Origin of the sequence: Streptomyces sp. NPDC005533, from assembly GCF_042871845.1 — a bacterium.
Classification (GTDB): domain Bacteria; phylum Actinomycetota; class Actinomycetes; order Streptomycetales; family Streptomycetaceae; genus Streptomyces.
In genome coordinates this window covers 41,815-54,766 of record NZ_JBIAJH010000020.1, presented here as the reverse complement: position 1 = coordinate 54,766, position 12,952 = coordinate 41,815, and the positions used below count along the sequence as shown (strand labels likewise).

Below are 12,952 nucleotides of genomic sequence, written 5' to 3'. Positions count from 1 at the left end.
CCACTCCCCCCGAACCGCCCTCCTGCGGGCGACTCTCCCCCTTATGGGACGCGTGGACCGGACAGGTAGGTTCCCTTCGGGTCGAACGGCCACGCGTTCGCCTTGCAGCCGAGCAAGCCCTTGATCTGCTGCATCATCGCAGGTGCGGGCTGGCCGGGACCCGGGCAGCTCTCGTGGTCGCGGCCGATCTCGTGCCCGACCTCGTGGTTGACGATCAGCGCCCGGTACTCCTCCACCGGGCCGTCGAACTGCGGTGAACCCTCCTGCCAGCGCTTGAGGTTCACCACGACGGTGTGTCCGGCCCGGCAGTTGGTCTCGCCGATGAGCTCGGGCGTCACCACGTCGCACAGCAGGTCGGTGGTCTTGGGCGTCGCGATCTTGACGGTGAAGTCCACCGGCTGGCCCGCTGCGACGAGTTGGAAGCCGTACGCCGGGTCCCGGGTCCAGCCGCGCGGATCCGAGAGGATCGCCTCGACCGAGCGGGCGGCCGACTCCGGGTCGACCCCGCTGCCCTCCTCGACCTCGATCCGCCAGCGCAGCGCGGGACCCTTGCCCTTCGGCGCGCCGGCGGTGCTGGAGGCGGTGAAGGCGCCCGGTCGGGCGGGCGTCGCGGCGCCCGTCGGCGGGTCCGACGGCTTCTGGGAGGGTGCGGCGGCGGACGGGGACGGTGCGGGGGACGGCTTGCCGCCGTTGGGGACCGCGTTCCCGGCTTCGTCGGCGGACTCCCCGTCCGTCGGCTCCGGCTGGACCGCCGTCCGGCCCGCGGCGGCCGTGGTGGCCTCGTCCTGCGGGATCAGCGCGTACGCGGTCGCCGAGACCGCGACGAGCGCGGCCGAGCCGAGGAGGATGGTGCGCCGCAGCCGCTTGCGCCGCTCGGCCCGGCGCCTGGCGCGCGGGCCGTTGCGGCGGGAACGACCGGTGGAATGGCCTGCCGGCATCGTGGAGCCCTCTGTTCGCGGCGGCCACTGCCGGACCGGCCGCGACTGGGCTCTGATCCGGTGGGTGACCCTCACCGGGCCGCACCGTGGCAGTCAACGCGTCCGCGGGGGCACGGCGCAACTGGCCTTCGGACCAGTTCTACGGTGGGGAGCGGTTCCGCCACCGCCCGGTACGGGCGGAGCCCCGGCCGTCGGCGGCGGCGCGGCCTGAGAGGATGGGGCCGTACCCGCCGATCCGCATCGCACACCGAGGGGCGAACGCCAGTGACAAGGGCCTCCCTGGACAAGCAGCCGCACGAAGTCGCCTCCATGTTCGACAGGGTCGCGGCGAACTACGACCTGACCAACGACGTCCTCTCCCTCGGCCAGGACCGGGTGTGGCGCAAGGAGGTCGCCAAGGCGGTCGGCGCGCGCCCCGGGCACCGGGTCCTCGACCTGGCCGCCGGGACCGCGACCTCCTCGCTGCCGTTCGCCGCGACCGGCGCGTACGTCGTCCCCTGCGACTTCTCCCTGGGCATGCTCCAGGAGGGCAAGAAGAAGCACGCCTGGCTGCCGCTGACCGCCGGCGACGCGACGAGGCTGCCGTTCAAGGACGACGTCTTCGACACCGTGACGATCTCCTTCGGCCTGCGCAACGTGCAGGACACCGACGCCGCCCTGCGCGAGCTGTACCGGGTGACCAAGCCCGGCGGGCAGGTCGTCATCTGCGAGTTCTCGGAGCCCACCTGGGCGCCCTTCCGGACGCTCTACATGGAGTACCTGATGCGCGCGCTGCCGCCGGTGGCCCGCGCCGTGTCGTCCAACCCCGACGCGTACGTGTACCTCGCCGAGTCCATCCGCGAATGGCCCGACCAGCCGACGCTCGCCGGGCTGCTGCAGAAGGCCGGCTGGTCCAAGGTCGCCTGGCGCAACCTGACGGGCGGCATCGTGGCCCTGCACCGGGGCACCAAGGCCTGAGGGTGGACACCGCGCCCTTTGACTACGGCGGGCTGCTGGAGCGGATCGCGGCGGACATCGCCCCGCTGCTGGGCAGCGGCACGCCGGCCGAGTACATCCCGGCGCTCGCCTCCGTGGACCCGGGGCAGTTCGGGATGGCGGTCGCCGACCTCGACGGCAACGTCTTCGGGGTGGGCGACTGGCAGGTGCCCTTCTCCGCGCAGTCCATCACCAAGGTCTTCGCGCTCGCCCTCGCCCTGGCCGAGGGCGGCGACAGCCTGTGGGAGCGGGTCGGCCGGGAGCCCTCGGGCAACCCGTTCAACTCGCTCGTACAGCTGGAGTACGAAAACGGCATTCCACGCAATCCATTCATCAACGCGGGCGCCCTCGTGGTCACCGACGTGCTCCAGACCCTGACGGGCGACGCGAGCAGCGAACTGCTGGAGTTCCTCCGGCAGGAGAGCCAGAACCCCGACATAGGCTTCGACGCCGAGGTCGCGGCCTCCGAGCAGTCGCACGGCGACCGCAACGCCGCCGTCGCCCACTTCATGGCCTCGTACGGCAACATCGTCAACCCGGTGCCCGCGCTGCTGGAGCACTACTTCTGGCAGTGCTCCATCGAGATGAGCTGCGCCGACCTGGCCCGCGCCGGCCGCTTCCTGGCCCGGCACGGGCTGCGGGCGGACGGCTCGCGGCTGCTGACGCGCAGCGAGGCGAAGCAGGTCAACGCCGTGATGCTGACCTGTGGGACGTACGACGCGGCGGGCGAGTTCGCGTACCGCGTCGGCCTGCCGGGCAAGAGCGGGGTCGGCGGCGGGATCGTGGCGGTGGTCCCGGGCCGGTGCGTCCTGGCCGTCTGGAGCCCCGGCCTCGACGCCCGCGGCAACTCGGTCGCGGGCGTTGCCGCCCTCGACCGCTTCACCACCCTGACGGGCCTCTCGGTCTTCTGACGCACGCCCCCACGCCTCGAACGCACATCCGGCTCCGCCGGCGTCCGAGGCGCGGGGGCCGGCGGAGCCCGGTCACTCGCCCCGCAGGGAGAGGGCGTAGCGCCGGCCCGGGTTGCCACCCGGAGTGGTGAACTCCGCGGACAGATCCATCCCGAGCCGCTCCGCCACGGCCACGGACCGCGCGTTGCGGGCGTCGATCATCGCCACCACGTGCGGGACACCGGCCGCCCGGACCCGGTCCAGCGTGGCCAGCGCAGCGGCGTACGCGTAGCCCCGCCCCCACGCGGCGCGCCCCAGCCGCCAGCCGATCTCGATCTCGCCGACCGGCCCCCATGATTTTTCCGCGGGCCACGGCTGCGCGCCGGTGAAGCCGATCACCGCGCCCTCCCCGTCCAGCAGGGTCCACAGGCAGTAGCCGAGCTGTGCGTCGTGCATGCGCTGGCGCGCGGACAGCTCCTCGTACGCGGACAGCTCCGCGGGACCACCGAGGAACTCCATGACGTCGGGGTCGGCGAAGACCGCGTGCCAGGCGTGCGCGTCCTCGTCCGTGGGCACGCGGAGCTGTACGGCGGGAAGCGGCCGGGTCGGCGAGGTGGTCATCGGAGGCACCCTTCGGATCGCGATCTCTCTCGCTGCATAGACTGCACATGTCCGGTGCCGTTGGGCACCCTTTATCGAGCCTTCGGGAGACCCCGCAGTGACCGAGCTCCTCTCCGAACACTCCGCGGACGTGATCGTCGTCGGGGCCGGGCCCGCCGGCTCGACCACCGCCTACTACCTCGCCAAGGCCGGATTGGACGTCCTGCTGCTGGAGAAGACGGCGTTCCCGCGCGAGAAGGTCTGCGGTGACGGCCTCACCCCGCGCGCCACCAAGCAGCTGGTGGCGATGGGCATCGACATCTCCGAAGAGGCCGGCTGGCTGCGGAACAAGGGTCTGCGCATCATCGGCGGCGGGCAGCGGCTGCAGCTGGACTGGCCGGAACTCGCCTCCTACCCGGACTACGGACTCGTCCGCAAGCGCGACGACTTCGACGAGACCCTGGCCCGCCAGGCGCAGAAGGCCGGCGCCCGGCTGTACGAGCGCTGCAACGTCGGCGAGCCCGTGCGCGACCCGCGCACCGGCCACATCACCGGCGTGCAGGCGAAGCTGGGCGAGGAGAAGACCCCGGTCACCTTCCGCGCCCCGCTCGTCGTCGCGGCCGACGGCAACTCCTCGCGGCTGTCCCTCGCGATGGGCCTGCACCGGCGCGAGGACCGCCCGATGGGCGTCGCCGTCCGCACGTACTTCACCTCGCCCCGGCACGACGACGACTACCTGGAGTCCTGGCTGGAGCTGTGGGACCGGCGCGGCGCGCAGGACCGGCTGCTGCCCGGCTACGGCTGGATCTTCGGCATGGGCGACGGCACCTCCAACGTCGGCCTCGGCATCCTCAACTCGTCCTCCGCCTTCAAGGAGCTGGACTGGCGCGAGGTCCTCAAGGCCTGGTGCGCGTCCATGCCCGAGGACTGGGGCTACACCCCCGAGAACATGACGCAGCCGATCCGCGGCGCGGCCCTGCCGATGGCCTTCAACCGGCAGCCGCACTACACCAAGGGCCTGCTGCTGGTCGGCGACGCGGGCGGGCTCGTCAACCCGTTCAACGGCGAGGGCATCGCGTACGCCATGGAGTCCGGCCAGATCGCGGCCGACGCCATCGTGCAGGCGCACGCCCGGGCCACCCCGGCCCAGCGCGAACTGGCGCTGCACAACTACCCGAAGGTGCTCAAGGAGACCTACGGCGGCTACTACACGCTGGGCCGCGCCTTCGTGAAGCTGATCGGCAACCCGAAGGTGATGAAGATCGCCGCGCAGCGCGGCCTGACCCACCCGGTCCTGATGCGGTTCACGCTGAAGATGCTGGCCAACCTGACCGACCCGACGGGCGGCGACGCGATGGACCGCATCATCAACGGCCTCTCGAAGGTGGCCCCGAAGGCCTGAACCGGGCGGTGGACGGCGGCGCCCGCGCGGGCGCCGCTCGTTCAGTCCTCCGCGTGCGTGTGCGGGCGCGGGTGCGGGTCCGCGGTCGTGGCTTCGGCGACAGCCGTGTCGGCGTCGGTGTCGGGGCGGCCGTGCACCGTACGGACGCACCTCGCCAACAGCACCAGCCCGCACACCAGCAGCGCGGCCGAGGCGGTCCAGCCGAGCCCCAGCGTGATCGGATGCCCCGGCTTCTGCCAGGGGCGGGCGGTCGTCAGCAGCCAGCCCCCCACGGCGAGCAGGCCGAGCCCGAGCGCGGCCGGAACGGACGTGGGGTCGCCGGTGCCGTGGGACTCGTAGGGCTTCGGATGCACGGGACCACCACCTCCGGGGCGGGTCGCTCTGACGGTCAGGGCGCCGTCGCTATCTTCGCAGGGCCTCGGCCGGTTCGACACGGGCCGCCCGCCAGGCGGGATAGAGGCCGGCCAGCAGCCCCGTGACCAGGCCGACGAGCGGGGCCGCGGCGACGGTGACCGGATGGATCACCGGGGTCCAGTCGCGGGCGAGGGAGACGGCGACGACGGTCAGTTCGCCCAGCGAGGTGCCGACCAGCCCGCCCAGGGCGCCGAGGGCCGCGGACTCCGTGAGGAACTGCGCCGAGACGTGCCGGCCGCGGGCGCCCAGCGCCCGCCGCAGCCCGATCTCCCCGGTCCGCTCCAGCACGGCGACGAGCGTGGTGTTGGCGATCCCGACGGCCCCGATGACCAGGCAGATCCCGGCGAGCAGCAGGAACAGCGCGCTCAGGTCGGAGGTGACGCCGGAGCGCAGGGTGCGCGGGTCCGGCGGCGGGACGGCCTTGAGGTACTCGGGGTGGTCGGGCCGCAGCGCGAGCGGGGCCAGCTCGGCGACCTGCCGGGCGGCCCCGAGCTCGGTGGAGACCAGCATGCTCGCGGAGCCGGGCGACGGCGGACCCCACAGCTGCTCCGCGGTGCTGCGCGGGACGAGGACCGACATCAGGTGCTCGGGCCGGCGTTCCAGGTCGGCGACGATGCCGCCCACGGTGAAGGGCTCCTGGCCGATGTAGAGGGCGGGCCGGGTGGCCAGGGTGGTGATCCCGAGGCGGGCGGCGAGCCCGCTGCCGATGACGACGACGCGCTCGTGGCCGCGCTCGGCGAAGTCGTCGTAGAGCCGCCCCTGCTGGAGGGTCGGGACGAGCGCGGCGACGGCCCCCGGGGAGGCGGCGACGACGGCCGCGCCGGTGGTGGCCTCGCCGGCGCCGGACGGCAGCGGGCCGACGGAGGTCCGCGAGTCCAGCCGTACGGTCCACATCACCCCGGCGTGCTCGATGCCGGCGACGGCTTGCAGCCGCCGTTCGGCATCGGCGGGGAGGCCGGGCCCGGCGAACTCGTCCTGCTGCCCGGCGACGTCCTCGATGCTCACCTCGGTGGCGGTCAGGACGTTGAACCGGCCGTCGATCTGCGAGGAGATGGTGGCGGTGAGGCCCAGTACGGCCACGAAGCTGCCGACGCCGAGGACCGTGCCGAGGGCGGTGAGCGCGGCCCGGCCGGGGCGGCGCAGCATGCCGGCGACGGCCTCGGACAGGGCGTCGCGCAGGGACAGCCGGGTCGGTGCGACGGTGCTCACAGGTGCAGCCGCCCGTCGCGGATGGTGACGGTCCGGCGACCGCGCCGGGCCACTTCGAGGTCGTGCGTGATGACGAGGACGGTCATCCCGCACTGGTGGAGGTCGTCCAGCAGCCCGAGGACGGAGGCGGCGTTGGCCGAGTCGAGGTTGCCGGTCGGCTCGTCGCACAGCAACAGCGAGGGCCGTCCGACGAGCGCGCGGGCGATGGCCACGCGCTGTCGTTCGCCGCCCGACAGCCGCCCGGGCACGGCGCCGGCCCGGTGCCCGAGACCGACCTGGTCCAGGGCCTCGCGGGCCCGTACGAGGCGCTGGGCGCGCGGAATTCCGGTGTAGAGCATGGCGAGGTTGACGTTCTCCAGGGCGGACCGGTGGGGCAGCAGGTGGAAGGACTGGAAGACGAAGCCGATGCGGCGGCCGCGCAGGGCGGTGCGCTCCCGGTCGGGCAGGGCCGCGGTGTCGATCCCGTCGAGGAGGTACCGGCCGCTGGTGGGGGAGTCGAGCAGTCCGGCGACGTTGAGGAAGGTGGACTTCCCGGAGCCGGAGGGGCCGACGACGGTGAGGAACTCGCCGCGCCGGACGACCAGCTCGCAGGGGTGGAGGGCCTCGACGGGCGGCGGTCCGGGGTAGGTCAGGCCGACCCCGCGGAACTCGATCACGGGGGCGGCCTCGCAGTCGTCGACGCGGGACGCCCCGGGGTCGGCCTCGGGCGGCCCGGCAGCCGGGGAGCCGGCCCGGGAGCGCCGGGGCAGGAGCCTCACTTGGCCGTCCCGCGGTGCTCGCGGGTCCCGCCGGGCGCGACCCCGATCACCACCCGCGTGCCGGCCACGAGGGAGCCCGCCCGGGCCGGGGTGACGGCCACGAAGCCGTCGCCGCTGGTGCCGGTGCGTACCTCGATGCGCCGCTGGGTGCCCTCGGCGGACACGGCGGTGACGACCGTACGCCCGTCCGCGCCGGCCGACACGGCGGTGACCGGGACCACGAGCGCCTCGCCGTCGGTGGCGGCGGACTCGATGGTCAGCCGGACGTCCTGACCGGCGAAGCCGGCGGGCAGCGGCTGGTCCGCGCGGACCACCATCCGGTAACCGAGATCGGCCCCGCCGCCCGCGCCGGGGCCGTCCCCACCGCCGCCCTTGGCGCTCTGGCCCTGGTCCTGCTGCCGGGGCAGGCCCACGGGCTGCCCGGCGGACCGCTCGGCGGCGACCAGCGCCACCTTCCCGCGGACGTCGGTGCCGGAGACCTCGGAGGAGACCACCACCGCCATGCCGGGGCGCAGCAGCTGCTTCTTGTCGTCCTTGAGGTAGGCCTCGACGACGAGTTCCCCGGCGGAGAGCGTGAGCACCGGGCCCGAGACCGGGGAGCCGACGCGGGCGCCGACGGAGCTGACGCGGGCGGGGAAGGAGCCCAGGAACACGGTCTCGGCTGCGGGCAGCATCGGCCCGTCGGCGGCCTCGGCGGCCGCGAGCGCGGCCTGCGCCTCCGTGAGGGCCTGCCGGGCCCGCGCCAGCTCCCGCCCGGAGCCGGAGCCGGAGCCCGCAATGCGGCCGGCGCCGCCGCCCGCTCCCGGACCCGCCGTCGTCCCGCCCTTGCCGGAGCCGGCGGGGGCGGGGGTGTCCGAGGGGCCCGGCCCGGGGGTGGGCCCGCTGCCCTGACCGGCGGAGCCGGCGGAGCCACTCGCGTCCTCGACGGCCCACGTCGCCGCCCGGACCGCCTCCCGCGCCGACTTGAGCGCCGCGCCGCCGTCCGCGACCGCGGGCAGCGGCTCGTACCCGATGGCGCGGTAGCGGGCGGCGAGCGCGGCCTTCGTACCGGCCCCGAAGACGCCCTTCGGGTCGGCGCCGGTGCCGTGCCCGAGCTCGCGCAGCGCCTCCTGCACCTGTGCGACGTCGTCCCCGGTGGCCCCCGGCCTGAGGTCCCGGTACATCGGCTGCGTGCCGTGCAGGGTGAACACCGGCCGCCCGGAGACCTCGGCGATCAGCCGGCCCGCCGTGACCGGGTCCCCGGCCTTCGACGGCAGCTTGGTCACCATGGCCGCCCCCGACCCCGCGCCGTCACCGGAGCGGATTCCCTGCGGGGACACCTCGACGCTCTGGTCGGCGACGACGGAGCCGCGCATCACCAGGGTCCGGGCGAGGACCCGCCGTTCGACCTCCGCCGTCAGGGCGCCCTGCGCGGGCGGGCCGGTCTCCGCGGCCACCTGCGCGGGGGACTTCACGAGCGTGGTGGCCAGCAGCCCCCCGACGGCCATCAGCGCGGCCCCGCCGACGACTGCGAGCACCACGCGCCGCCCCCGGGCGAGCCCGCTGCGGTCGTCGTCCGGGACCTCGGTGTGCTCCACGACGTGATCGAGCTCGCTCACCTCGGCGTCCGGCACTTCTTCAACGCGTCCACGTGGTCGCGCTTGAGCGCGGACCACTGCTCGGGAGTGCCCTTGGTCTGGTCGGTCTCACCGGTGACCGGGTCCGGGTCCGGGTACCAGGACACGCCCTCGGCGCGCAGGCAGGCGGCCTCCCTCTGCGCGGCGGCGAGCTGCTCCGGCTCGGCCGGCCGGGGCTTGGCCGGGGGCGGCAGCACCGCCTCGCAGGCCTTGTGCGCCTCTTCGTTCCAAGGCTTCGACTTGTCCTCGCGGGGCGCGCCGTAATCGGTGTGGACGATGGCCACGCCGTGGTTCTTCAGGCAGTCGTAGTAGGCGATTTCCGCGGCGGTGGGCGGCGGACTGTCGCTCGCCCCGGGTTCCTTGTCCCCGCCGCCGCATCCCGTCAGTGAAATGCATATGAGGAGCAGTGGAGCGAAATAGCGTGCGTGCACGACGGGAGTTCCCTTGCGGCGGTAGAAGTGGGATCGGCGCGCCCGTGCGAGAAGTGCGAGGAGTGCGCGCCGGGCGATAGTAGAGAGCGGAAAGTGCGCGCACAAGTTCCTGGTCGGTAACCAGACATGACTGTCCATCAGGTGAGAAGGACTTGGTTTTCGGGCGCCGTGACCTGTTGAATCCCGGCCGACGGAGAGTCGTGATCATGTCCGGCTCGAAGTCGCCATTCCACCTGCAGAGGAGCAGATCATGAACAAGGTATTCCGCGCGCTGACCACGGGCGGCGTCGCCGCCGTATCGCTGGGCGCGATTCTCCTGGGGGCGGCCGGACCGGCGGCGGCCATGGGCAAGGACGGAAATCTGGAAGTCGACGAGTTCGGCCTTTTCTACTACCAGAATCAGTCCGGTTGTGTCTTCGACCTGTACGGCGAGGACCTGAACTTCAACGACAACTACTTCAAGAGCGGGTGCACGGGTGCCGGGGGCCTCGTGAACGACAACACCGAGTCGTACAGGAACCGCGACGTCTACGCCTGGAAGGTCGCCACCGACGCGAACATCGACGGCAATGTCGGCGAGGTCCCGTCGAACTACTCCGGCAACGCCTCGACCACCTTCAAGAACAAGATCAGCTCGGCCACCTACACCCTCCACCCCTGATCCGGACGAAGGAGTTCCGCGCTATGCGCACCGCCCGGCGCCTGCGTCTCGTCGCCCCGGCCGTCCTGCTGGCCACGGCGCTGGCCGGATGCTCCGGCGCCGGCGGTGCGGAGGGCGGCGAACCGGAGCTCGGCCCCGTCGCGTCCAATCCGGTGACGGCCGCGCTGTCCTTCCCGATGGACGCGTACACGGACACCGAAGCCGAGCGGATCCGCATGGGCCAGGTCCAGCAGATGCTGGTCTCCCGGTGCATGGCCCGGTACGGGTTCACGTACGAGGGGGTGAGGGCGGCCGCCCCGTCCGGCGGCGGGGCGCCCGAGGACCGGCACCGGTACCTCTTCGGCCTGGCCGATGCGGCGTACGCGGCGGCCCACGGGTACGACAAGACCGCGGGGGAGGGGATCGCGGCCAAGCCCCCGGCGCCCCCGCTGAGCGACAGCGCCTACGTCGTGATGAACGGCGAACAGCCGGGCGCCCAGGGCGGCAGGACCCCCGACGCGAACACCGAGGAGGAGGCCGCGCAACTGGACAGCGGCCTCACGGCGGGCGGGCAGAAGGTGCCGCCCGGCGGATGCGCGCGGGAGGGTTACCGGAAGCTGTACGCGCCGACGAAGGACAGCGTGGACCTGCTCTTCACGTTCGGGCTGGCATCGGAGGCGCACGAGCGGTCCCGGCAGGACTCCCGGGTCGTCGGCATGTTGAAGAACTGGGCGGCATGCATGGACAAATCGGGATACGGCGGGGTCGCCACGCCGTACGAGGTCATCGAGAAGCTGGGCCTGCAGGACGACAAGGGCGGCGCGAAGGCCGTCACGGCCGCCAAGGCCGATGTCGCCTGCAAGCGCGAGGTGAACCTCGTCGGGATCTGGGCCGCGGTCGAGAAGGCCTACCAGGAGCGGCTCGTCGAGGAGCACGCCGAGACGCTGGCGCTCTACAAGAAGCAGCGCGACGCACGCTTCAAGCTGGCGGCGAGCCTCGTCTGAGGCGGGCCGAAGGGCCGGTGCTCCACCCCCGAGCGGGGGAGCACCGGCCCTTTCGCGCCTTGGTGACGATCCGGAGGATCAGAGGACGCGGACGGCGCCCGTCGGCTTGTCGTAGCTCAGGTTGCGCTCGACGATGCCCGTGCTGGGGTTCTGCGCGCCGACGAACTTGCCGCCGCCGACGTAGATGGCGACGTGGTACGCGCTGCCCTTGGAGCCCCAGTACAGGATGTCGCCCGGCTGAAGGGCGTTCAGGGACACCGAGGTGCCGGCCGAGGACTGCGCCTGGGACATGCGCGGCAGGGAGATGCCGGCCTGGCGGTAGGCGGCCTGGACGAGGCCGGAGCAGTCGAACGAGGACGGGCCGGTGCCGCCCATGACGTACGCCTTGCCGACCTGCGCGCGGGCGAAGTTGACGATCGCGGCGGCGGAGCCGGTGGCCGGGGCGGTGACGGTACCGGTGCCCAGGGAGCTGCCGGAGCCGGAGCCGGACGCCGAGGTGCTGTTGAGGGAAGTGCGGGCGGAGGAGCGGGTGGCGCGCTCGGCAGCGGCCTTGCGGTCCGCCTCCTCCTGCTCCTTCTTCTCCTCGTCGGCCTTCTTCTGGGCCTCTTCCTTGGCCTGCTTCGCCTCGGCGGCGGCGCCGGTGCGGGCGCTCTCCTCCTGGGCGGTCAGTTCGCCCTCGACGGCGGCGAGACGGGTGTTCTCGGCGGCCGTGGTGACGGCGGAGGCGACCTCGGCGGCCAGATCCAGGTTGAGGACCGGCATTTCGAGCGTCGTCTCGGCCACGGGCTCGGACGGCGACGCGCTCGCGGTGCCGGCCATGGCCAGGGTGCTGAGGACGCCACCGGCAACTCCGGCGCGGACCGCGAGCTTCGAGGCGCTACGACGGGGCTTCCGGTGGCTGGGTATGTGAGCGGTGTGGGACATGAGGACAACCGCTATCAGGGCGTCCGGGGTCCCTTCAAGAAACGTGGGTTGCGCCACAGTTGCCCGCGAACGGCGCTAACCGGGCGCGTCCGACTCCTTATTGACGCCGTAACGGGCGAAACGGACAGGCCTTCACAAGGCTGTGATCATGGGGTTTCTGAAATAAGTCCGAAATGATCCACGACCTACCATCCCTCCGCACAGATGGCCAAGCCCTCTTTCGGAAGGACGGATTCATAGTGGCGCAGGTCACAGGAGTGTCACGCCATGCGGACGCTGTGCCCCGTCCGTGACCTTCCTGTGAAGAGCCCGAGGGGTTCGTGAACGGATGCACGCGCACGGGCGCCCTCCGCCCCCCTCCTCTGCCCCGCGTCCACCTCCGTACGCGCCCCTCCCCCGACCGGGCGACGCCTCCCTTTATCACCACCACGCGTGTGGTGCCAATTTGCCTGCACCGGACATCGTTTGATAGTGCTGCGCGCTCTCTACCTGCGGTAACGCGGTCGGATGTCACCTTTGGTGATCATGTGGATGCTTCCCGTATGAAGATCACCACTCGGTGAGCTTCATGATCGTTCGTCAGGTGGTGGAGATCACAAACTCGGTGTTGTAACCCGTGTCGCAGATCACAGACGAGCGGGCATAAGATGCGCACCAGTCCGGCTTGTGAACTGCCTCACATGCAAGCGCTCGATTGAAGCGTGATCTTCGCGAGGCGGCGCACGCGGTGCCGGCGGCGGTCCAACGGTCAAGGACGACTGGAAGGAGCGAGGAGCGTGAATGCGTACGCACCCATCCTCGTGCTCGGCGCCCTCGGCGCAGGGTTTGCGATCTTCTCCGTGGTCATGGCCACGCTGATCGGCCCAAAACGGTACAACCGGGCGAAGCTCGAAGCGTACGAGTGCGGCATCGAGCCGACACCGATGCCGGCCGGCGGCGGCCGCTTCCCCATCAAGTACTACCTGACGGCGATGCTCTTCATCGTCTTCGACATCGAGGTTGTCTTCCTCTACCCCTGGGCCGTCACCTTCGACTCCCTGGGGATCTTCGGGCTCGTCGAGATGCTGCTCTTCGTGCTCACCGTCTTCGTCGCCTACGCCTACGTGTGGCGCCGCGGCGGCCTGGAATGGGACTGAGGGGCTGAATTTTCC

The 12,952-nt window shown here is 72.3% G+C and carries 14 protein-coding genes; 6 read left to right on the top strand and 8 right to left on the bottom strand.

Annotated elements, in window-relative coordinates:
* Window positions 1–41: 41 nt before the first annotated feature.
* Window positions 42–938 (bottom strand): DUF3152 domain-containing protein, encoded by an 897-nt coding sequence (locus ACFYP3_RS21115; RefSeq protein WP_388834608.1) that lies wholly within the window; start codon window positions 936–938, stop codon window positions 42–44.
* A 264-nt stretch (window positions 939–1,202) separates the two neighbouring features.
* Here ACFYP3_RS21115 and ACFYP3_RS21110 point away from each other — a divergent pair, with 264 nt between their 5' ends.
* Complete coding sequence (locus ACFYP3_RS21110; protein ID WP_388834605.1) at window positions 1,203–1,895, top strand: demethylmenaquinone methyltransferase; 693 nt, start codon at window positions 1,203–1,205, stop codon at window positions 1,893–1,895.
* 32 nt (window positions 1,896–1,927) lie between these two features.
* Window positions 1,928–2,824: a glutaminase gene (locus ACFYP3_RS21105; RefSeq protein ID WP_388834805.1), complete on the top strand. Its 897-nt coding sequence runs from the start codon at window positions 1,928–1,930 to the stop codon at window positions 2,822–2,824.
* A gap of 72 nt (window positions 2,825–2,896) precedes the next feature.
* Here the strand turns inward: ACFYP3_RS21105 and ACFYP3_RS21100 are convergent, their stop codons facing one another.
* Window positions 2,897–3,424 (bottom strand): GNAT family N-acetyltransferase, encoded by a 528-nt coding sequence (locus tag ACFYP3_RS21100; protein WP_388834602.1) that lies wholly within the window; start codon window positions 3,422–3,424, stop codon window positions 2,897–2,899.
* A 97-nt stretch (window positions 3,425–3,521) separates the two neighbouring features.
* Here ACFYP3_RS21100 and ACFYP3_RS21095 point away from each other — a divergent pair, with 97 nt between their 5' ends.
* Window positions 3,522–4,805 (top strand): geranylgeranyl reductase family protein, encoded by a 1,284-nt coding sequence (locus ACFYP3_RS21095; protein WP_388834594.1) that lies wholly within the window; start codon window positions 3,522–3,524, stop codon window positions 4,803–4,805.
* 41 nt (window positions 4,806–4,846) lie between these two features.
* Here the strand turns inward: ACFYP3_RS21095 and ACFYP3_RS21090 are convergent, their stop codons facing one another.
* From ACFYP3_RS21090 to ACFYP3_RS21070, 5 genes are read right to left on the bottom strand one after another with little or no spacing between them, the layout of a single operon-like run.
* The gene (locus tag ACFYP3_RS21090) at window positions 4,847–5,158 is read right to left on the bottom strand and encodes a hypothetical protein (protein WP_388834591.1); all 312 of its coding nucleotides are present in this window, start codon (window positions 5,156–5,158) and stop codon (window positions 4,847–4,849) included.
* Window positions 5,159–5,207: 49 nt separating this feature from the next.
* Complete coding sequence (locus tag ACFYP3_RS21085) at window positions 5,208–6,428, bottom strand: ABC transporter permease (RefSeq protein WP_388834588.1); 1,221 nt, start codon at window positions 6,426–6,428, stop codon at window positions 5,208–5,210.
* Window positions 6,425–7,186, bottom strand: a complete 762-nt coding sequence (locus ACFYP3_RS21080; protein ID WP_388834585.1) for an ABC transporter ATP-binding protein — start codon at window positions 7,184–7,186, stop codon at window positions 6,425–6,427. Before ACFYP3_RS21080 ends, ACFYP3_RS21085 begins: the two co-directional genes overlap by 4 nt.
* Window positions 7,183–8,784, bottom strand: coding sequence for a peptidoglycan-binding protein (locus tag ACFYP3_RS21075; RefSeq protein WP_388834582.1), 1,602 nt, complete (start codon window positions 8,782–8,784; stop codon window positions 7,183–7,185). The genes ACFYP3_RS21080 and ACFYP3_RS21075 overlap by 4 nt, the downstream gene beginning before the upstream one ends.
* Window positions 8,781–9,233, bottom strand: a complete 453-nt coding sequence (locus tag ACFYP3_RS21070; protein ID WP_388834579.1) for a hypothetical protein — start codon at window positions 9,231–9,233, stop codon at window positions 8,781–8,783. The genes ACFYP3_RS21075 and ACFYP3_RS21070 overlap by 4 nt, the downstream gene beginning before the upstream one ends.
* A 250-nt stretch (window positions 9,234–9,483) precedes the next feature.
* Here ACFYP3_RS21070 and ACFYP3_RS21065 point away from each other — a divergent pair, with 250 nt between their 5' ends.
* Window positions 9,484–9,894, top strand: coding sequence for a hypothetical protein (locus ACFYP3_RS21065; RefSeq protein ID WP_388834576.1), 411 nt, complete (start codon window positions 9,484–9,486; stop codon window positions 9,892–9,894).
* Between the two features lie 23 nt (window positions 9,895–9,917).
* Window positions 9,918–10,877: a hypothetical protein gene (locus ACFYP3_RS21060; RefSeq protein WP_388834573.1), complete on the top strand. Its 960-nt coding sequence runs from the start codon at window positions 9,918–9,920 to the stop codon at window positions 10,875–10,877.
* A gap of 78 nt (window positions 10,878–10,955) precedes the next feature.
* Here ACFYP3_RS21060 and ACFYP3_RS21055 read toward each other — a convergent pair whose 3' ends face one another.
* A complete protein-coding gene (locus tag ACFYP3_RS21055; RefSeq protein ID WP_388834570.1) occupies window positions 10,956–11,801 on the bottom strand; it encodes a C40 family peptidase in 846 nt (281 codons plus the stop codon).
* Window positions 11,802–12,577: 776 nt separating this feature from the next.
* Between ACFYP3_RS21055 and ACFYP3_RS21050 the strand changes: the two genes are divergently transcribed.
* On the top strand, window positions 12,578–12,937 hold the full coding sequence (locus tag ACFYP3_RS21050) for an NADH-quinone oxidoreductase subunit A (RefSeq protein ID WP_030010013.1): 360 nt from the start codon (window positions 12,578–12,580) through the stop codon (window positions 12,935–12,937).
* Window positions 12,938–12,952 lie beyond the last annotated feature (15 nt).